Origin of the sequence: Pseudoalteromonas sp. G4 (assembly GCF_028875915.1) — a bacterium.
Lineage (GTDB): Bacteria > Pseudomonadota > Gammaproteobacteria > Enterobacterales > Alteromonadaceae > Pseudoalteromonas.
Genome location: NZ_JAPEHW010000034.1, coordinates 20296 through 40962 on the forward strand (window position 1 = coordinate 20296; position 20667 = coordinate 40962).

The following is a 20667-nucleotide window of genomic DNA, read 5'->3' on the forward strand; positions in this document are numbered from 1 at the left end:
ACACTGATTAACCAACAACGTAGGGGTTGCTGTTTGGCGTAATAAGACCAAACAGCATCGCAATTAAAATAATCACTAATACTATTGCAGAAAATATTACTCTTCGCCCTAAGTAATGGGACATAGAGTTGGGAGAGGCGTCGCTTTTAAGCATGCACACAAGTGCCTTAAACAAACTAAAAACGATGTATAACAATAAGAATACGATAATTAATTTTATCAACATAAGTTGGAGAGTTTGCGGTATGCGGTTAACCCAGAATAGTGCAAAAAGCATCACTCTGCTAGTGTGTACAACCACAATTGCATTTATTTGCGCAAGTTTAGCTGTTTGGCAATACCAAAGGTCACAGCAAAAAATAACTATTCTTGAAAAATTAGAAAAACTCAGTGAACAAGGTGTTTTACCTTGGCATCAGTTAGCTAGTTTGCCTAAAGAGTGGGTAGCAACAGGGCTTAATGTATCTTTAGAGGGAGCGCTAGCCCCAGAGTTTTGGTGGCTTGATAACCAAGTGGTCAATGGAAAATTTGGTTATGATTTGATTGTCGCTGTTAAACCTTTTAATTCATCTCGCTGGTGGCTCGTAAATATGGGGTGGTTTGCGGGTTCTTATCAACGAGAGCAACTTCCAGATGTAAATTTACCACCGCAATTGTCACTCAATGGCGTGCTTAAAGTAAGTGACTTTGAAGGGTTTAGCCTGGCCGAAAACCAAAATGAAGTCGTGCAAGGCCAACGCTTGCAATACATTTCTCCTCAATTGGCGTCAGAGTTACTCAATCAAGAGTTTGCACCATACATTGTCTATGCAAATGCGCAAAGCGCACTAGGTGCATTCCATTATCAAGTTATCAATATGTCGCCAGACAAACATCGCGCATATGCGTTGCAATGGATTTTACTTGCGCTTGCAGCACTTGTTGTTGGTGGAGCTATATATCGCAAAGGAGGTTCAAATGAATAAAACACTTTGGTTGTTTATTGTGTGCTTTATTGCCCCTGTAATAGTTGCTGTGATGGCCCTCAAATACAGTTGGCTAGAGCCTGCACAAACAAACTATGGTCACTTTCTTGATAATGAAAAAATCATCTCAAATTGGCCTTCAGATCAGCATACCAAATGGTCTCTAGTTACTGTAAACAATCAAGATTGCAATCAAGCTTGTTTATCAAAAAATCAATTAATAAAAAATGTATTTGATGTGCTTGGTAAGCACAATTTATATGTAGGTGCGTATGCTATTGAACAACAAATAGGGTCTTTACAGTTAACGGACTTGGTTTCTACTGAGCACGCATTACATGAATTAGACCAACAACCTTTAACCATGGAAGTTGATGCCATTTACCTGGTAGATCATCGAGGTTTGGTAGTGCTTGAATACCCTGTGACCTATCAAATGCAAAATGACAATGAGATGAAGCGCGGATTAATTAAAGATCTGAAAAAGTTACTTAACTACAGTCGCAGTCGAGCTTAAGGAGAAGTTGAGTGAAGGGTTATCATAAACTGGTTTTTTTTGGCTGTCTCTTTGCACTTATTGTTGTGGGCTTGGGTGCGTATACAAGGTTAAGTGATTCGGGCTTAGGCTGTCCTGATTGGCCTGGCTGCTATGGTTTTCTGACTGTGCCAAATGAAGCCCATGAAATTGAAAAGGCTGAAACGCATTTCCCAAGCCTAGAAGTAGACCAAGGCAAAGCATGGAAAGAAATGATCCATCGCTATTTTGCAGGAGCGTTAGGCATAATTATTTTACTGATTGCGATTTATGCGTTAAAGCAGCGTCAGCATAAACTCGCACCTGTAAAACTACCTTTATTACTTTTAGTCTTAGTTATCTTTCAAGCGGCACTTGGGATGCTGACTGTGACTATGAATTTACAGCCGCTCATTGTGATGGGGCATTTGCTCGGCGGATTTTCTATTATTAGTTTGCTGTTCTTGCTTTATATCAGATTAACATCGGAGCGAATTCCTGGAGGAGATTCTGGGGCGAAACCCTTTTATGGTTTATCGTTAGTTGCATTATGTTTTGTTATTTCACAGATTGCTCTCGGTGGTTGGCTTGCCGCTAATTATGCTGCATCGTTATGTGCTGATTTTCCTCTTTGCGGAGCAAACACGTTCGAACGTTTTTCGTTTAGCAGTATTTTTCAACTACCTGACGATCATGCCACTTATGAATATGGTGTGCTTTCAGCCGAGACCAGAATGTCGATTCATTTTTTCCATCGAATATGGGCATTAGTGACTGCTTTTGTGGTGTTTTGGGTAGGGTTCAGAATACTCAAAAATTGTTATTCAACGGTGGTTAAACATGCTGTTTATCATGTATGGGCTGTACTGTTATGCCAAATCGCTTTAGGTGTAAGTTTAATTTTATTACACATACCACTTAATGTTGCGCTTATGCATAACCTGACAGCTGTCTTATTGCTCTTGAGTTGTGTGCGATTGGCTTACCTCTTAAGAAGCAAGTGCTAGGAGTAATTTATGACAAGTAACGTTTTACTATTACAGCGCTCTGTCAGCGCAAAAATTCATGAGTACTTGGTGTTATGTAAATATAAAGTGGTAATGCTTTTAGCATTAACTGCTGTTGTTGGGCAGGGCTTAGCCCCAGCTTCAGGGCGTTCATTACTAGAACAAACCCTAACAATCTTTGGTATCGCGTTATTAGCAAGCAGTGCTGCGGTAATTAATCATATTGTTGATAGTGATATCGATAAAAAAATGCGTCGCACAGATACCCGCCCAGTTGCAACTGGCAGCATTTCGAATACACATGCGTTTACTTTCTCAATGATACTTTTAGTGATTGGCTTTTGTATTTTAGTGCAATTTGCTAACTGGTTGACGGCGTGGCTGACGATGTTTGCTTTAGTAGGTTATGCTTTTATCTATACGTTGGTACTAAAAAGAAGAACACCACAAAACATTGTGATTGGTGGTTTTGCTGGAGCAATGCCACCACTACTTGGTTGGGTGTCTGAAACCGGTGCGATGTCAGCTGAGCCTTGGTTGTTAGTGATGATAGTGTTCGCATGGACGCCCCCCCATTTCTGGGCGTTAGCGATTGATCGTAAAAAAGATTATGAAAATGCAAAAATACCAATGTTGCCGGTAACTCATGGTATAGAATTTACAAAAACCATGGTTTTATTATATAGCGTGCTATTAACATTGGTGTGTGTATTGCCATTTTTAATTGGTATGTCAGGTAATATTTACCTAATTGCTAGCTTTGTGTTGAACAGTATATTTGTTTACCGAGCTTGGCAGTTAAAATTTGCGCCTAAAGAGAAGTTAGCGATTAAACTCTTTATCTATTCTATTTGGCAACTTATGCTACTATTTATTGCACTGTTTGTAGATAAGTGGTTGATTTAAATGCCTCAAATTAGACTTCGTTGGCTCTCTATACTTTTTATCTCGTTGCTTATGGGGTGCGGTCCCAAAGCGCCACCTGAAACCCATGGTTTGCTTTATCAAGAAGCGAGAGCGGTTAAGCCATTTATCTTAGAAGATCAACTTGGCAAAAGCGTTTCTGAAGCTAACCTTAAAGGTCAATGGACACTATTGTTTTTAGGTTACACGAGTTGTCCTGATATTTGTCCGATGACGTTAGCAAAATTAACTCAAGTCTATGAAAAACTTTCCGATACCTACCCTGTAAATATTTGGTTTGTTTCTGTTGACCCTAAGCGTGATGTCGCTGATAAACGTCGACAGTATATTGATTATTTTAATCCAAGCTTTACAGCGGTTTCAGCGGAGCATAAACAGTTGTTTCCATTTGTTAGGAATTTAGGCTTAGTTTATGCCATTCATGATGATGGAGAGACTGAAAATTACACCGTTGACCATAGTGCTTCTGTCACCTTGGTTGACCCAACTGGTACCGTTAGAGCGATATTCAAACCTGAATTTGCAAAAGGAAAAGTACCGATTATCGACCAGTCAAAAATTATAGAAGACTTGACTAAGATAATTGAATACTATTCTAGCGCACTATGAATTTAAGTTGCCTAACACATTAATTAGATTTAAATAATCGATAATATTTTGGCAATTTCAAATTCTGGGTCTACGCTTAATTTTAAGCGAACAAGGAAAGAAAACTATGTATCAGTTACCCGCCGAGCTTGTCATAAACTCGGTCTCTGAGCTAAAAGAAACTCTCTTAGATTTGTTGTCGAAGCAATCGAGTATTGAACTTGATATTTCTCAGGTTACTCGTGCTGATACAGCTTCAATTCAATTACTCTGTTCGTTGCAAAAAAATCTAGCGGAAACTCAGCAGCAAATTACTTGGCATGGCAATAGTAATGCGTTATTTGCTGCAGCAAAAACTTTGGGAGTGCAAGATTTTCTTGCCTTGTCAGAACAATAATTTGGGGTCTGTATGAAAAAGATTTTGGCGGTTGATGACTCAGCATCAATGAGACAAATGGTTGGTTTTACGCTTAAAAAAGCGGGTTTCGATGTAACAGAAGCAAAAGATGGAAGCGAAGCGCTTGAAATAGCAAAAGGCGAAAGCTTTGATGCTGTGATTTCGGATGTAAACATGCCAGTAATGGATGGTATTACACTTATCAGAGAGTTAAGAGCGCTTCCAGCTTATAAATTTACACCAATGCTGATGCTAACAACTGAATCAGGTTTGGATAAAAAGACTGAAGGTAAAGCAGCAGGAGCGACTGGCTGGATTGTAAAACCATTTAATCCTGACCAATTATTGGCTGTAATTAAAAAAGTCATCCGATAAACAGGAGGCGGCATGAGCATCGACTTAAGCCAATTCTTTGAGGTTTTCTTTGAAGAGAGTCTTGAAGGTCTGGATGTAATGGAATCTGAGTTACTAAATCTCACACCGGGAGACTTAGACAACGAAACCATCAATACTATTTTTCGTGCCGCTCACTCAATAAAAGGCGGGAGTGGAACTTTCGGATTCACTCACGTTTCAGATTTTACTCACGTACTCGAAACTCTGTTAGATCAAATTCGCGAAGGATCTCGTGAGTTAACATCTGAGCATGTTAATTTACTTCTTCAATCGGTCGATTGCTTGCGAGAAATGCTTGGTGATTTGCAAAACAATCAAGAGACAGATTTGACTAATGCGACACAATTAAAAGAAAAATTCGAATTAATCTTATCTGGTGAAGAGCAATCATCGAATGTTCAATCGCCTGCTGGGCAACAACAGGTTGCAATCGAAGCGCAAACTGACCATGGTGCATTAGATACTTATGAAGTGGTTTTTAAGCCACAACATCATTTATTCAAAACGGGCAATGAGCCTATTTACCTCATTGAAGAGCTTGCTGAGCTAGGTGAATTAGACGTTGTTGCTAATCTTGAGTTAATCCCAGATATTCACAATATTTCTGCTGATGAATGTTACGTCACTTGGACTTTTTATCTTGAGACAGATAAAGGTGAAGATGCCATAAAAGAAGTGTTCGAATGGGTTGAAGATGATGCTGAAATTACCATTACTTTGTGTGGTGGGCTGTTTGGTGATGACCCTGTTGAAGAGAATACGGCAAATGAGCCAAGTGCCTCAGAATCTTCAGCACAAACTACAGCTGCTTCAAAAAATGAAACCAAAAATGATGTATCTCCAGCTGCTAATAAAGCAGCTTCAAAAGCAGCGTCTACTGAAAGCACATCAATTCGAGTAAGCATTGATAAAGTCGATTCGCTTATTAATATGGTGGGTGAACTTGTTATTACTCAAGCAATGTTGACACAACTCGGTGAAGGTGAAATCACTGAAAATAAGATGATGGCATTGCAAGAAGGGTTAGCACAACTAGCGCATAATACACGCGACCTGCAAGAGAGTGTTATGCGTATTCGGATGTTACCTATTAGTTTTGTATTTAGCCGCTTCCCACGTTTGGTGCGAGATACCTCGCAAAAATTAGGCAAAGAAGTTGAGTTAAAGTTGCTTGGTGAACAAACCGAGCTTGATAAAACTGTGATGGAAAAAATATCCGATCCTATGGTGCACTTAGTGCGTAACTCATTGGATCATGGCCTTGAAACACCCGAACAAAGGGAAGAGGCCGGCAAGCCTAAAGTGGGTACGGTGACGTTAAATGCATTTCACCAAGGCGGTAACATCGTAATTGAAATTATGGATGATGGTGCAGGCCTTAATACTCAAAAAATCAAACAAAAAGCAATTCAAAATGGCCTAATCAACGAAGGTGACGAACTTTCAGATGATGAAATTAATGAACTGATCTTTATGCCAGGTTTTTCAACAGCCGATCAAGTAAGCGATATTTCTGGTCGCGGTGTTGGGATGGATGTTGTAAGGCGAAATATTCAATCCCTAAATGGCTCAATTGAGGTTACTTCAGAGCAGGGTATTGGTTCTACTTTTACCATTCGTTTACCACTAACGTTAGCCATTTTAGATGGGCAACTCGTCACGGTTGCACAGCATACGTATATTATCCCGCTTATTTCCATTGTTGAATCTCTGCAAATTGATTTAAAAATGGTGAATTGTGTTGGAGGCGGGCTAAATGTTTTACGTTTGCGCGATGAATACATTCCAATTTTAAGATTGCACCAAATTTTTAATCATAGCGGTGCTATAGAAGACCTCGACAAAGGCCTGCTGGTTATTGTTGAAAGTGATAACCAGAAAGTAGGTTTGCTTGTTGATGACTTATTAGCTCAGCAACAAGTGGTTATTAAAAGCCTTGAAGCAAATTACCAAAAAGTAGAAGGCGTTTCTGGCGCAACTATTTTAGGTGATGGACGAGTTTCTCTGATCATAGATATTACCGGTTTAATTAAGTTGGCAGGCCTTAAAAAAGCAGGCTCCACAGAGCTGGCGATAGAGTCATTAGAAAGTGAGGAAGCTTAATGGAAGCAGTCGTTGATGAGCTCTTAGACTCAGCTGATGAACACCAAGAAGATAATATCTGCCAATTCCTTACTTTTATGATGGCAGATGAAGAATACGGCGTTGATATTTTAGCTGTGCAAGAAATAAGAGGTTGGGAAGAAATTACTCAAATTCCAAACTCTCCCACTTATGTAAAAGGTGCGATTAACTTGAGAGGGACGATTGTTCCAATCATAGATTTACGCGCACGCTTTGGTTTACCTCAAGTACCCTACAGTTCAGTAACTGTAGTTATTGTGGTTAAAGTTGGATTACAAAGTGGCGATAAAATTATGGGTATAGTGGTTGATGCTGTTTCAGATGTTTATAGCATTTCCGAATCAGATGCACGTGATGTGCCTGATGTCACTAATACTGAAAATACAGAATTTGTTCATGGTCTAGTGAATGTTGGCGAGAAAATGGTGGTTTTACTGGATCTCGAACGTGTGCTCAACCTTGAATTTGGCGCAAGCAAGAATTAATTTCCGTTAGGGGGCATGATGGAAAATATAAAAGCAACCATATTAAATAAACTCTATGTATCTGCCGCGGTGGTTTTGGTCGGATTCTTTATCTGTTTGCAATTAGCAGGTGTAGACATGCAGCAAGGGCTTGCGGCTATTGCCGTCTTTGTTCTAGTTGTAGCGGGTATAACGTTTTTTCTGGCACAAAGTGTGACAGCAATCGCCGAAAAGCTTGAGGTTGTATCTGCATCGTTACCGAGTTTATTAGAGGGTAATGCTGAAAAGTTAGCACTTGTTGATCAAGATAAGTTTCCAGCTTACTTCAGAGCACTCGATAGCCTGTTAAATAAAGAAGTCGAAACGGAAGAAGTATCAGACAATGCATTAGCATCGAGTAAGTTAGAAGCCCTCGAAGTGTGCCAAGCGAATGTTATGTTGGCAGATGCCGACTGCAACATTGTTTACGTTAACAAATCAGTCGTAGATATGTTGTCTAAAAACCAAGTTAAGTTGCAACAAGCTCTACCGAATTTTAATGTGAATACGCTTGTTGGTACTAATGTTGACGTTTTCCACCAAAACCCAGCACATCAACGCAGTATGCTTAAAAATCTTCAACAAGTATACCGTACTAAAATTCATGTGGCTGGCTTGCATTTCGATCTAATTGCAACACCTGTTTTCTCAGATAGTGGAGAACGTTTGGGTACTGTGGTTGAGTGGGACGACATCACTGAGCAGTTAGCCCAGCAAGAACTCGCAGCAAAAGAAGCTGCCAATAATGCACGTATTGCTAGCGCATTAAAAGTTTGCCAAGCAAATGTGATGCTCGCAGATAATGATTTGAACATTGTTTATGTTAATGATTCAGTAGTTGATATGTTAAGTTCAAATCAGTCACAAATCCAAACAGTCTTACCTAACTTTAAGGTAAGTGAGTTAGTTGGAACATGTGTTGATGACTTCCATAAAAATCCTGCGCATCAACGCGGCATGTTGGCAAATCTTAAATCGGTTTACCAAACAGACCTTAATTTAGCAGGTTTCACTTTTGGCTTAATTGCCACACCGGTATACGATGAACAAGGAGAACGAGTAGGAACTGTTGTTGAATGGGATGATAAAACAGAGCGCTTAGCAGCCGAAAAGCAAGCTAGAGATATAGCTAACGAAAATGCACGAGTTCGTCAGGCACTAGATACAGTAAATACCAACACAATGATTGCAGACGCAGGTAATAACATTGTGTATATGAATGAAGCTGTGTTGAACATGATGCGAAATGCTGAATCAGATATTAAACGCGATTTACCAAACTTCAATAGTTCAGCGCTATTGGGTTCAAATATGGATGTATTTCATAAAAACCCTGCACATCAACAACATATGGTTGATCGTTTAACATCTACATACAGTACTGAAATCACGGTGGGTGGTCGTACATTTGCACTTACAGCTAACCCTATTTTCTCTGAAGACAAAGAACGTTTAGGTACGGTTGTTGAGTGGCTTGACCGCACAGGTGAAGTAGCTATTGAAAAAGAAATTGATGAGTTAGTTTCAGCAGCTTCAAGTGGTGAACTTGATACACGTATTGAAGAGGTTGGTAAAGAAGGCTTCTTCCTGAGTTTAGCGCAAGGCTTGAACAAACTTGTGGGCATTTCTGACAAAGTGATAACAGAAACAGCCGAAATGCTGGATGCCATGGCACATGGCGATTTAACCAAACGTATCGAGAGCGATTATTTAGGTTCGTTTGATAAATTAAAACGCGATGCAAATACAACCGCTGAAAAATTAACAGAAGTAATTGAAAAAGTAAGTGTTTCATCTAATTTAGTGGCCAGTGGTGCGGAAGAGATTTCGCAAGGTAATACCGATTTAAGTCAGCGTACTGAAGAGCAGGCTTCTTCTCTTGAAGAAACTGCATCGAGTATGGAAGAGATGACAAGTACCGTTCGTCAAAATGCAGATAATGCAAAAGTTGCGAATGAATTAGCTAACGACACGCAAACTAAAGCTAAGCAAGGTGGCGAAGTTGTTGAGCGTGCCGTTGAGAGCATGGCCGAAATCAATCATTCAAGTAAGAAGATTGCCGATATTATCGGGGTAATTGATGAAATTGCTTTCCAAACTAACTTATTAGCATTAAATGCTGCTGTAGAAGCTGCGCGAGCAGGTGAACAAGGCCGTGGTTTTGCGGTTGTAGCTGGCGAAGTGAGAAACCTTGCACAGCGTTCTGCAGCTGCAGCGAAAGAAATCAAAGAGCTTATTCGTGACAGTGTTAGTAAAGTTGAAGATGGTACGTTACTTGTTAATGAATCGGGTAGCACATTACAAGAGATTGTGGCATCAGTGCAGCGGGTAACTGAAATGATTGCTGATATTACCGTTGCTTCTGAAGAGCAAAGCTCTGGTATTGAGCAAGTTAATAAAGCAATTACCCAAATGGACGAAATGACTCAGCAAAATGCGGCACTCGTGGAACAAGCATCGGCAGCGAGTGAGTCTATGGCTGAACAAGCAAACGGTATGCGTCAATTACTAAGCTTCTTTAATACCAGTGGCAGTAGTGGTATTGAAACACCGAGAATTGCACAAGGTTCAACTTCAAGACCAGCACCAAAAATCACCTCTCGTAGTGAGCGTTTGCAAATCTCATCAGTGCCATCAGGCGATGATTTTGCTGACAACAGCGAAGAGTGGGAAGAGTTTTAACTGATGTAGTTAAGAGCTAAGCAATTAAACTTGCTTAGCTTACTCTAGGAGTCATTGTGGCGAAGGAATTTTTGCTTACAGATGGTGAGTTCGAACTTATTGCGAAAATGGTTTATGAGGCATGTGGTATTGTGCTTGGTAGCCATAAACGTGAAATGGTTTATTCTCGCCTTGCTCGCCGAATAAGAGTGCTGAATTTATCAAGTTTTGCCGAGTATATTAATTATTTGGAAGATCATAAACGCGAAGAGTTTAGTCACTTTATTAACGCGATTACGACCAACCTCACTTCTTTTTTTCGTGAGCCATATCACTTTGACTTTTTGCGTGAAACATTGATCCCTCAAATATTAGAGCGCAATCGAAATACTAAGCGAGTAAGAATTTGGTCCGCTGGTTGTTCCACTGGCGAAGAGCCTTACACTATTGCGATGACAATTGCTGACCGCTTTCCACCTTCGTGGGATGTGAAAATATTAGCAACCGATCTGGACTCGAATGTGCTATCAAAAGCCAGTGCTGGTGAATATGCTGAAAATTCCATAACGGGCTTAGACGATTCGCTAAAAAAGCGCTTTTTTTTGCGAAATAAACAAAGTGGTTTGTTTAAAGTCAGGCCAGAGCTCAGAAAAAACATATATTTTAAGCGTTTAAACTTATTACAAGACTGGCCTATGAAAGGTGAGTTTGATGTGATCTTTTGTCGCAATGTCGTTATTTATTTTGATCAGCCTACCAAAGAGTCTTTATTTCAACGTTACGCTGAAAAATTATGTACTGAAGGTCATTTATTTTTAGGTCATTCAGAAAGTATGAATAAATCGCAGACTCAGTTTGTAGCGTTAGGGAAGACAATGTACAGGAAGGCTTTTTGAATACAGAATTTAAACGGTGCCTACATGGCTTTGAGCACATTAAACGATATTGGGATAGAGGGCGCGATAGTGTTGTTGCGAAAATTTTACCCGGTGAAGTTTATGTGACTAAGCAAAATGAATTAATATCGACGGTTTTAGGTTCGTGTATTTCGGCATGTGTTTACGATCATAAAATGGGCATTGGCGGTATGAACCATTTTATGCTGCCAGCTAACAATAATGCCGGTATTGATAGTTTAAGCTGCCGTTATGGCAACTGGGCTATGGAATTTTTGATTAATGAAATTATTAAAAACGGTGGCAGTAGAGATAATTTCAAAATTAAAATATTTGGTGGTGGAAAAATTATTAAAGGCATGGGCGATGTTGGTGAGGGAAACATTATGTTTGTCTCGCAATATTTGAAAAATGAAGGGCTACAAGTTGAATCACATGATGTTGGAGGCCCGTGGCCTAGAAAAGTGCTGTTTAATCCAACAACAGGTAAGGCACATGTGAAAAAATTACGTAGTATGCATAATGACACAATTCAACAACGTGAATTTAAATATCTTCATGAAATTGAAGAACAAGATACGCATACAGATATCGAGCTGTTTTAGGAATGAAGATGATCAGGGTTTTAGTAGTCGATGATTCGCCTTTAATTCGGGCGGTACTGACAGAAGTCTTACAACAAGCACAAGATATAGAAGTCATTGGTACGGCGAATGATCCTTACCAGGCTCGGGATTTAATTAAACAATTAAATCCCGATGTCTTAACGCTTGATGTTGAAATGCCAAAAATGGATGGGGTTAGTTTTTTAAAAAACCTGATGCGTTTAAGGCCAATGCCAGTTGTGATGATTTCTACCTTAACGCAGCAAGGCGCGCCGGTTACCCTTGAATGTCTTGAGCTTGGTGCAGTTGATTTTGTGGCTAAACCGACGCAACAAGTTGGCGACAAGCTGCTTGATTATGCGGAAACACTGCATGAGAAAATTCGCGCTGCTGCAAAAGCGCGTGTCCGTTCATTAAAGCCTGTAGCTACGCCTGTTACAAAGCCAGCATTTGGTAGTTTTGATGCCACTAAGCTGGTGGCTATTGGTGCATCAACGGGTGGCACTGAGGCTATTAAAGAATTACTTACAGGTTTGCCTGATACTTTTCCTCCTGTTGTAATCACGCAGCATATTCCACCGGTTTTTTCGGCATCCTTTGCTGAAAGAATGGATCGCTCCGTTGCGCTCACGGTTAAAGAAGCAGAAGATGGCGAGCTAATAAAACCAAACCATGTTTATATTGCGCCGGGTGATTATCATTTAGCAGTTGTTGGCAGGGCGGGTAGTTTAAAATGTAAAGTGGCGCAGTCTCCTCCTGTGAATCGTCATCGCCCAGCAGTGGATGTTTTATTTAAGTCAATTGCCAAACTTGAGCTCGGTAATAAAGTTTGCGCATCAATTTTAACGGGTATGGGGGCTGACGGTGCTGCAGGCTTGCTTAAATTAAAAGAATACAATGCGTATACTCTAGCTCAGGATGAAGCATCATCAGTGGTGTGGGGCATGCCGCGCGCAGCTATTGATCTGGATGCTGCGCACAAGGTATTAAGTTTAGATGCATTTGCCGCAGAAATTACAAACTGGGCAAAGAAATAATTTTGCAGCCCTTTCGTTATTAGTTCGCAACTACGAAAGGGTGTGATAGCCAATAAAAGCGTCCGGGCTTAGCTTTACTTGGTGCGGTACAGTTATAGCGAGAACGTCCTTTATTAAGCTCCTTTTCAGCTTGTATCTCAACGTGATTGTCACTTAGCCAAGTTATTTTTGCTGTATTACCAGCAATAAAACAGTTAAACCGACCTTTGTTAAAATCCTTTTCTAGAAATGACAATTTGAGTTGTGGTTTTGTGTTGTTAGTCACTGATTTTGCATCGACTTTAAATGCGAATGGTAAGCTGGCTATTTTTGTTTTTAAAGTTTCTAAATTGGCGTAAATACCTGATGCTGGAAAACGTGGCACGCGCGTTAAATCTGTATGCTTACTAACAGCTCCTGAATGCTGTCCAATTCCCACAAAACCGAGTTCAGCTACCAGTTCTTGTAAGGCTTGATTAAATTCCCCGTAAGGGTAGGCTAAATATTTAAAGTTATGACCAATTTCTTGTTTAATTCTTAGCTCAGAATGTGTGATATCATGACGCATTCTCTCTTGCCATTGGGAAAACGATTCCCCCTTTTCAAGTACATGAAGGTAATCATGCTTCGCACTGTGGTTTGCGATAAATGCACCAGCTTTACTTAATTCTCTTAATTGCTGCCAATTCATTACATAGCTTTTTCCCTCATCAATCAGCTGAGGATTGACGAAAATGGTATAGGGATAGTTAAAGCGCTTTAAAATGGGAGCCGCTTGGGTGAAATTGTTTATAAAACCATCGTCAAAGGTGAGTGCGACAGTTTTGTCAGGTATACTCTTTTGCTGCTTTATTGCTTCAATTATTTGGTGCAGAGGCACGACTTGATAATCGTGCTCTTTTAAGAAGCTTAAATGGTCACTAAATTCACTTTCAGACAAACTTGTTACTCTCGGTAATGTTTCTGAAACGTGATGGTATTGCAAAATGACTGCGGCTTGAGCAAGGCAAAAATATAAACTTAAAAATAGTCCAAGGCTTAAATGAAAAACTTTTTTACTCGCCATAAATCTTTCCATATTGGATTGTTACTTCTCGCGTGGCCAATGATTTTATCAAACATCAGTGTACCATTACTGGGCTTGGTTGATACAGCAGTGATTGGCCACCTAAGTGACGCGAGCTTTTTGGCGGGTGTTGCACTGGGCAGTATGGTTATTAATCTGCTTTTTTGGCTGGCAGGCTTTTTGCGTATGAGTACCACAGGGTTGGTTGCGCAAGCTTATGGCCAAAATAGTCAACAAGGATTGATGCAGGAACTAAAAGGTGCAGCGTTACTCTCAATCTTAGTTGCGACACTATTACTTCTCTTAAGCCCTTTCATTAGCCTTTTTATGGGGCATTTTCTTTCTGGTAGTGATGATGCAATTGGCCATGCCCAAACATATTTTAATATTCGGATTTTTAGCGCACCGGCAGCGCTTCTTAATATGGTTATTCTCGCGTGGATGCTAGGTACCCAATTTAGTAAAGGAACACTGATAATTGTATTGGTAACTAACATCGCGAATATTATTTTAGATGTACTTTTTGTGGTGGTTTTTGAGTGGCAAGTTGAAGGTGCAGCTTTTGCGTCAGTGGTGGCTGATTATATAGGTTTGCTTGCGGCCCTTGTGCTTTTAAAAGCGCGTTTTACAAAGCATGAATTGTCGTTTGTTACTTTGTTAAAGGTGCCATTAAAAGGAATGATGCGATCATTAAAACTGAATCGCGACATTTTCATTCGCTCTTTGTTTTTGCAGCTATGCTTCGCATTTATGACTTACTACGGCGGTTTTCTTGGCGATGTAACACTTGCAGCGAATGCTGTTTTGCTCAACTTTTTGCTGTTGGTGAGTTTTGCCCTTGATGGTATTGCTTACGCAGTTGAAGCAAAAGTAGGCCAAGCAAAAGGGCGGCAAAAAGCACAAGCGATCCATTTGTGGGTGGTGATAGGGCGTTTCTGGGCATTTATCTTTGCTTGTCTCTATAGTGTGCTATTTATGATTTTTGGCTCGGCTATTATTGGTCTATTAACCGATTTGCCAAATGTGATTAGCACAGCGGAAAACTATTTAGTTTGGTCCATTATTCTTCCACCTATTGCGAGCTTTTGTTTTTTATATGATGGAGTATTTGTTGGTTTAACTAGAGCGAAAGAAATGCGTAATACTATGATATTTTCTGCGTTAGTTGGATTTGCAGGCGTTTTTGCAGTGAGTTACCAATGGGGAAATCATGGACTTTGGTTAGCGATGACTAGTTTTATGGCACTAAGAGGGTTAACGCTCGCTAAAAAATATCACGATGCTTGGCGTCTTCGTCAGCTTTTGCAATAACTTGCGAAAAGCGGTTAGCGAAAATACCCAAATACCCGTAAATAGCAAAATAGAGTGCTATGGGTAACAACAGCAGGCCTCCAATTTGAAAGTAATGGCTATTAAAGTAGCCATAAACAATCAATGCAGCTGCAACTACAAATAAGCCTAAACCACTTAGAAAGCGCTTTAGGCTTATTTTAGGTTCATTACCTAGGCGGTAAATAACCTGTTTATACTTAATAATATGAGTGCTCGCCAGATTGGTGCTCAGTAATATCACGTACACCTGTGATTTCTTCAAACTTAGCAATCATTTGAGTTTCGATGCCATCTTTCAATGTAACATCAATCATAGAGCAGCCATTACAGCCACCGCCAAATTGTACAACGGCAATACCGTCCTCAGTGATTTCAACTAAATTAACCTGGCCGCCGTGATTTGCAAGTTGCGGGTTAATTTCTGTTTCAATCATGTGTTGTACACGCTCTTGAAGGCTTGCATCATCGCTAAGTTTTTTCGCTTTTGCGTTTGGTGCTTTTAGCGTTAACTGTGAACCCATTTTGTCTGTTACGAAGTCGATATCCGCTTCTTCTAAAAATGGTGCACTCTCTTCATCAACAACTGCATCAAAGCCATTAAATGGAAGTTTAATGTCAGTTTCTTCAATTGCATCAGCCGGGCAATACGAAACGCCACACTCAGCTTGTGCCGTACCAGGGTTAACCACAAAAACGCGAATATTTGTGCCTTCAGCTTGATCAGCGAGTAATTTGGCAAAGTGGCTTTGTGCTGCCTCAGAAATGGTAATCATAATTCGACCTATACCTGACTAATTTACTTGGTTTTTAGTATATCACTTTTTTTGTTTGCTAAAATAGTGGCAGAAGTTGAAAAAGGCTTTAACTGGTCTTATTTTTTTGCCGCTTCGCCTGAAACGAGTGGGTTTAAATAGTAAACATTGTTAGTGTAAGTTTGCGCAATAATGCAATAAACATAACCAACCTATCATTATGGCATCACTATGAAAAAGCTGTACCTTTTACTTATAACAGCCTGTTTGGCACTGCTCAGTATAGAAAGCTCAGCTAAGAGCCTAGATTTTTATTTTGACGAAAAAATTAATTTTGACCCAACTATTCCAACACCTGAATCAGTGCTTGGTTACCAAGTGGGTGATTGGCATGTTCGCCATGATCAACTTGTAGCGTATATGAAGTTACTTGCAGAAAAAAGTGAGCGTATTGACTTAGAAGTAATAGGTTACAGCCATGAGCAGCGTCCTCTTTTACTGCTTACTATTACAAATCCGACAAGACTTAATAATATTGATGCTGTGCGTAAACAACATTTAGCTCAATCAATTCAAGGAAGTAACATTGAAAATGATTCACCTGTTATTACTTGGATGGGCTACAGTGTGCACGGCAATGAAGCAAGCGGCAGTAATGCGGCGTTGTTAGTGGCATATTATTTAGCCGCGGCACAAGGCGAAAAAATAAATAAGCTGCTAGATGAAACTGTGATTCTACTTGATCCTTCACTGAACCCTGATGGATTAGCGCGTTTTTCTCAGTGGGTTAATAGCTATAAAGGTAAAAATATTTCGGCAGATCCAAATCATAAAGATCACAACGAAGCTTGGCCAAGTGGCCGAACAAACCATTATTTTACTGACTTAAATCGTGATTGGTTGTTACTACAGCACCCAGAATCACGTGCTCGTATAGCTAAATACCATCAGTGGATGCCGCATGTACTTACAGACTTTCATGAAATGGGCCCGCACAGTACGTATTTTTTCCAACCGGGTATTCCATCACGCAAGTTTCCGTTAACACCGGATGAAAATGTGCAATTGACGAAAGATATTGCGACTTTTCATGCTGCGGCACTCGACCAGCAAGGTGAGTTATATTTTACTGAAGAAAGCTTCGACGATTTTTATATCGGTAAAGGCTCTACTTATCCAGATATTCATGGAACAATTGGTATTTTATTTGAGCAAGGCAGTGTTCGCGGCCATAAGTATGACACCATTAATGGGCTTCGCGAGTTCTCTGATGCAATTAAAAATCAATTAACTACATCTTTGTCAACGTTTGATGCTGTTGTGTCTGGCAAGCAGGGTTTACTTTCTTATCAACAACGCTTTTATCAAGACACTGCAAAGTTAGCTAAAAAAGATGATGTAAAAGGTTATGTAGTTGCTGGGGTGAAAGATAAGTCACGATTTAATGCATTCTTAACGCTGTTAAATCAGCATCAGATTAAAGCTTACCCGCTCAATAAAGATGCAAGTGTTGCAAAGCAAACATTTCAGGCAAGCAGTAGTGTTTTTATTCCGCTCAATCAGCCGCAGTACAGATTAATTAAAGGTGCGTTTTTACAACAAACAAGCTTTAACGATAATACATTCTATGATGTGTCAGGCTGGAATTTAGCACATTCGTTTAATTTAGCATTTGCAGAGGTTCGCTCAACTCGTGCGGTTAAGTATCAAGAACAAGCTTGGCAGCCGACTTTCAATAAAAGTAATCAAACACTTTCATCAAATTATGCCTTTGCATTTGAATGGAATGATTACCTTGCACCTAAATTACTTTCACAGTTACAACAAAACGGTATTGTTGCACGTGGTGCTATGAAGCCATTTACAGCATCAACAACTAATGGCGAACATGCATTTGCCGCAGGCACAATAATTATTGCCAAAGGGTTGCAGCAAGATGAAAATTGGTTCAATAAACTACAAAAATTAGTTAGTAAATCTACTGTAAAAGTTCATCAGATTACCTCTGGCTTAACCACACAAGGCATTGATATTGGTTCACGCAACATTGTACCTTTAAAAGCACCAAAAGTACTGCTAGTGGGCGGACAGGGCACAAGTCAGTATGAAGTGGGAGAAGTGTGGTATTACCTTGACCGTTATCTCGATATTGCAGCTACATTAGTTGATTTAGAGCGATTATCACGAATTGATTTGGCACCTTATACCCACATTATTATGACAAATGGCCGCTTTTCGTCGGTTTCAACTAAAACTGTTGATAAATTAAAATACTGGGTTCAGCATGGCGGCGTTGTTTGGGGTCATAAATCAGGCGCTAAGTTTTTGGCCGATACAGGCATTTTAAAGGCGGAATATCTTTCTAGCAGCGATTTGGCTAAGGCGTTTCCAACTGATAACTTAAGCTACGCAGACAAAGACAGCTATCATGGCGATAAGCGAATTGCTGGTGCAATATTTAATGCAAATATCGACTTAAGTCACCCTTTGAGTTTTTCATATGAACGCAATACATTACCTGTGTTCAAAAATAACACTTTCGTTTTAAAACCTAGTACAAAACCTTTTGTGAACGTTGCAACCTATACGGCAGAACCATTACTTGCCGGATTCAGTCATGATAAGAACAATCAACAGATTGCTGAGCAAGCTGTACTTGTCGCGCACAACTTTGGCAAAGGAAAGGTTGTAGCGATGTCTGATAACCCTGTTTTCAGAAGTTACTGGTATGGTACAAGCCGTTTACTTAGCAATGCGATTTTCTTTGGTCATGCAATTGACTCAGAGTAAATTGCTTTAATTAAGGGGCGAAAGCCCCTTTTTAATGACTATTTAATGGATCGCTAATAGCAACTACCCAAACAGAGACCTGCTTTACACCAGCTTTTTTTAATAGCTGTGTTAATTCATTAACCGTATTGCCAGTTGTAATGATGTCATCAACGATAGCCACATGTTGATAAGGCCGAATTAAGTTACAACTAAATGCTCCTTTGATATTACTTTTTCGCTGCCTTTTATTTAATTCGCTTTGCGCCTTTGTGTTTTTAACGCGTATTAAAGATTGGGTATCAATTGGGATATTCAAATTTCGCCAGATTTCTTCACTTTGATTAAAACCACGCCGAAAATGTCTAAACCAGTGCAGCGGGACAGGCATTATGACCTCTGGGTATTGCCAATTTTTTTGGTTGCTAGCTTCTTTAAGTTGTTTTTTTATTAACTGGCGAAGGGCATTGATATAAATACGCTGTTTATTAAATTTAAGCCCTTTTAACCATAATGAAGAGGGAGGCTGATACCAAGTTACCGCAAATAACGAATCAAATTTAGCTGACTTTAGTAATTTATCGATATCTGGGCGGTGAAGTAGATTTGCAGAATCTTTGAATGTGATACGTTCAATATCGCCTAGGCAAGAGCGGCATAATTTTGCCGGAGCAAGAAGCTGCTCACGGCAAGAAACACAAAGGTTGGGTAAAACCCAATTTAATAATTTGTTATAAAAATTCATGCAGGATTTCCATATCACTAACTGTTAGTATAGCGGCAAAATTTTTAAGCGAGGAAATTCGATGGCGAACGTTGTTTTATTGCATGGCTGGGGGATGAACCAAGGCATTTGGCAAATGCAAAAAGAGACGCTTGAAAAGCACAGTGAGCACACTTTTATCACATTAAATTTACCCGGTTTTGGTGGTAATCAATTTGATGACACTAAACAATATCAATTAGAAAATGTCACACATCAGCTATCACAAGAGATTGAAGATAACTCTGTTTTGGTTGCATGGTCACTTTCCGGCTTAATTGCCCTTAAAATGGCAGAGCTATATCCAAGCAAAGTAAAACAAATCATCTTAATTGCCTCGACTCCATTTTTTGCATCTAATGATGAATGGCGTGGTATTGATGAAAAAGTTCTTGATACATTTATGTCGCAATTAAGCAAAGATCATAAAAAAACAGTTGAACGTTTTCTTGCAATTCAAGCAATGGGCAGTGAGCACGCCAAGCAAGATATTAAAGAAATTAAATCATTGCTCGCTGCGTACCCTGATGCACAACCAATTGCACTATCAGGCGGCTTAGAAATATTGAAAAATGATGACTTGCGTGAGCTTTTTGCCACTATTGAAGTGCCAATTTCAGGGGTTTTTGGCCGTTTAGACTCACTTGTTCCTGTAAAGTCAGTGCTTAAAATGCAGCAGCTCAATGCTCATTTTAAAGCGGATATCTTACCTAAAGCTTCACATGCGCCATTTATATCTCATCCTCAAGAGTTTACTAACTTACTGTTATCCCATATAGAAAATTAACCTTGATAGAGGGCGGCAAATTATTGCCGCATTAACTTTATTTTGTGTGAAATTTGAGCGATACTATAGCTATCACAAGTGTTTTAATTGAGGGTGCTTATGGATGTTTCAAATAACTTGAGCTCTGCTTTTAATTCGGGCTTAAAAGGTTTGCAAAGTGCATCTGATGGTATCACTGAGGCATCGTCTAATATTGCTCGTGCACAAACTGAGCGAGAAAATATTGAACGCCCAGAACCGACTCCTGAAACAAGAGAAGCACAAAGCCAACCCGTAAATGTAACGGAAGAACTTGTTAACCTTCGTGTAGAGCAGTTTAATGCTCAAGCAAATACACGTTCTATTCAAACCGCTGATGAAGTGCTTGGCACTTTAATAGACGTGAGAGTGTAACTCAGCAACTAAATGAATATTGTATCGACTTACCCTAACATTAGCCTTAACACCGCTAATGTTCATACTGAAAATGCCCGTCGCGATAATCAATTGCGAGACTTGGTTACACCTGCAAAACAAGCTGAAGCCTCTGCAACTAGCCCTCGTTTAGCGGCCGAGCAAGATAAAACACGTCAACCAGGCTCAAGCCAAATTGCTAATCAAGA

22 protein-coding genes and 1 pseudogene are annotated in these 20667 nt (G+C 39.8%); 18 read left to right on the plus strand and 5 right to left on the minus strand.

Going from position 1 to position 20667, the window contains the following annotated elements; genetic code table 11:
• Nucleotides 1-7: 7 nt before the first annotated feature.
• Nucleotides 8-277 (minus strand): DUF2909 domain-containing protein, encoded by a 270-nt coding sequence (locus ON073_RS11305; RefSeq protein WP_342455417.1) that lies wholly within the window; start codon nucleotides 275-277, stop codon nucleotides 8-10.
• On the opposite strand from ON073_RS11305, the gene ON073_RS11310 reads away from it, so the two are divergent.
• From ON073_RS11310 to ON073_RS11370, 13 genes are all read left to right on the plus strand, one after another.
• Entirely contained in the window at nucleotides 246-965 is a 720-nt protein-coding gene (locus tag ON073_RS11310; RefSeq protein WP_274761994.1) for an SURF1 family protein, read from the plus strand. The genes ON073_RS11305 and ON073_RS11310 overlap by 32 nt on opposite strands.
• On the plus strand, nucleotides 958-1482 hold the full coding sequence (locus ON073_RS11315) for a hypothetical protein (RefSeq protein ID WP_274761995.1): 525 nt from the start codon (nucleotides 958-960) through the stop codon (nucleotides 1480-1482). Before ON073_RS11310 ends, ON073_RS11315 begins: the two co-directional genes overlap by 8 nt.
• A gap of 11 nt (nucleotides 1483-1493) precedes the next feature.
• The gene (locus tag ON073_RS11320) at nucleotides 1494-2486 is read left to right on the plus strand and encodes a COX15/CtaA family protein (RefSeq protein WP_274761996.1); all 993 of its coding nucleotides are present in this window, start codon (nucleotides 1494-1496) and stop codon (nucleotides 2484-2486) included.
• Nucleotides 2487-2495: 9 nt separating this feature from the next.
• Entirely contained in the window at nucleotides 2496-3392 is an 897-nt protein-coding gene (cyoE, locus tag ON073_RS11325; protein WP_274761997.1) for a heme o synthase, read from the plus strand.
• On the plus strand, nucleotides 3393-4019 hold the full coding sequence (locus tag ON073_RS11330) for an SCO family protein (RefSeq protein ID WP_274761998.1): 627 nt from the start codon (nucleotides 3393-3395) through the stop codon (nucleotides 4017-4019).
• Between the two features lie 79 nt (nucleotides 4020-4098).
• Complete coding sequence (locus ON073_RS11335) at nucleotides 4099-4395, plus strand: STAS domain-containing protein (RefSeq protein ID WP_342455418.1); 297 nt, start codon at nucleotides 4099-4101, stop codon at nucleotides 4393-4395.
• A 12-nt stretch (nucleotides 4396-4407) separates the two neighbouring features.
• Nucleotides 4408-4770: a response regulator gene (locus ON073_RS11340; protein ID WP_038638242.1), complete on the plus strand. Its 363-nt coding sequence runs from the start codon at nucleotides 4408-4410 to the stop codon at nucleotides 4768-4770.
• Nucleotides 4771-4782: 12 nt separating this feature from the next.
• On the plus strand, nucleotides 4783-6894 hold the full coding sequence (locus ON073_RS11345) for a chemotaxis protein CheA (RefSeq protein ID WP_274762001.1): 2112 nt from the start codon (nucleotides 4783-4785) through the stop codon (nucleotides 6892-6894).
• Nucleotides 6894-7400: a chemotaxis protein CheW gene (locus ON073_RS11350; RefSeq protein ID WP_274762002.1), complete on the plus strand. Its 507-nt coding sequence runs from the start codon at nucleotides 6894-6896 to the stop codon at nucleotides 7398-7400. Before ON073_RS11345 ends, ON073_RS11350 begins: the two co-directional genes overlap by 1 nt.
• Nucleotides 7401-7415: 15 nt before the next feature.
• Nucleotides 7416-10100, plus strand: a complete 2685-nt coding sequence (locus ON073_RS11355; RefSeq protein ID WP_446728526.1) for a methyl-accepting chemotaxis protein — start codon at nucleotides 7416-7418, stop codon at nucleotides 10098-10100.
• A gap of 56 nt (nucleotides 10101-10156) precedes the next feature.
• The gene (locus tag ON073_RS11360; protein ID WP_274762003.1) at nucleotides 10157-10975 is read left to right on the plus strand and encodes a CheR family methyltransferase; all 819 of its coding nucleotides are present in this window, start codon (nucleotides 10157-10159) and stop codon (nucleotides 10973-10975) included.
• On the plus strand, nucleotides 10972-11580 hold the full coding sequence (gene cheD / locus ON073_RS11365; protein WP_274762004.1) for a chemoreceptor glutamine deamidase CheD: 609 nt from the start codon (nucleotides 10972-10974) through the stop codon (nucleotides 11578-11580). Before ON073_RS11360 ends, cheD begins: the two co-directional genes overlap by 4 nt.
• Before the next feature lie 8 nt (nucleotides 11581-11588).
• A complete protein-coding gene (locus ON073_RS11370; protein ID WP_274762005.1) occupies nucleotides 11589-12617 on the plus strand; it encodes a protein-glutamate methylesterase/protein-glutamine glutaminase in 1029 nt (342 codons plus the stop codon).
• Between the two features lie 19 nt (nucleotides 12618-12636).
• On the opposite strand, the gene ON073_RS11375 is transcribed toward ON073_RS11370, so the two are convergent.
• Nucleotides 12637-13662 carry a polysaccharide deacetylase family protein gene (locus ON073_RS11375; protein WP_274762006.1) on the minus strand — a complete coding sequence of 342 codons (1026 nt, stop codon included), beginning with the start codon at nucleotides 13660-13662 and terminating at the stop codon, nucleotides 12637-12639.
• Here ON073_RS11375 and ON073_RS11380 point away from each other — a divergent pair.
• Complete coding sequence (locus ON073_RS11380; protein ID WP_446728527.1) at nucleotides 13639-14973, plus strand: MATE family efflux transporter; 1335 nt, start codon at nucleotides 13639-13641, stop codon at nucleotides 14971-14973. The genes ON073_RS11375 and ON073_RS11380 overlap by 24 nt on opposite strands.
• Here ON073_RS11380 and ON073_RS11385 read toward each other — a convergent pair.
• Nucleotides 14927-15196: a hypothetical protein gene (locus ON073_RS11385; protein WP_274762014.1), complete on the minus strand. Its 270-nt coding sequence runs from the start codon at nucleotides 15194-15196 to the stop codon at nucleotides 14927-14929. The genes ON073_RS11380 and ON073_RS11385 overlap by 47 nt on opposite strands.
• Entirely contained in the window at nucleotides 15192-15767 is a 576-nt protein-coding gene (gene nfuA, locus ON073_RS11390; protein ID WP_274762007.1) for a Fe-S biogenesis protein NfuA, read from the minus strand. Before nfuA ends, ON073_RS11385 begins: the two co-directional genes overlap by 5 nt.
• Nucleotides 15768-15977: 210 nt before the next feature.
• Here nfuA and ON073_RS11395 point away from each other — a divergent pair, with 210 nt between their 5' ends.
• A complete protein-coding gene (locus ON073_RS11395; protein WP_274762008.1) occupies nucleotides 15978-18536 on the plus strand; it encodes a M14 metallopeptidase family protein in 2559 nt (852 codons plus the stop codon).
• Between the two features lie 31 nt (nucleotides 18537-18567).
• Here the strand turns inward: ON073_RS11395 and ON073_RS11400 are convergent, their stop codons facing one another.
• Nucleotides 18568-19260 carry a ComF family protein gene (locus tag ON073_RS11400; protein WP_274762009.1) on the minus strand — a complete coding sequence of 231 codons (693 nt, stop codon included), beginning with the start codon at nucleotides 19258-19260 and terminating at the stop codon, nucleotides 18568-18570.
• A gap of 61 nt (nucleotides 19261-19321) precedes the next feature.
• Between ON073_RS11400 and bioH the strand changes: the two genes are divergently transcribed.
• From bioH to ON073_RS11415, 3 genes and pseudogenes are all read left to right on the plus strand, one after another.
• The gene (bioH, locus tag ON073_RS11405; RefSeq protein ID WP_274762010.1) at nucleotides 19322-20065 is read left to right on the plus strand and encodes a pimeloyl-ACP methyl ester esterase BioH; all 744 of its coding nucleotides are present in this window, start codon (nucleotides 19322-19324) and stop codon (nucleotides 20063-20065) included.
• A 99-nt stretch (nucleotides 20066-20164) separates the two neighbouring features.
• On the plus strand, nucleotides 20165-20458 hold the full coding sequence (locus ON073_RS11410) for a flagellar basal body rod C-terminal domain-containing protein (RefSeq protein ID WP_274762011.1): 294 nt from the start codon (nucleotides 20165-20167) through the stop codon (nucleotides 20456-20458).
• Between the two features lie 12 nt (nucleotides 20459-20470).
• Nucleotides 20471-20667: pseudogene (locus ON073_RS11415) on the plus strand (putative metalloprotease CJM1_0395 family protein); the annotation flags it as partial.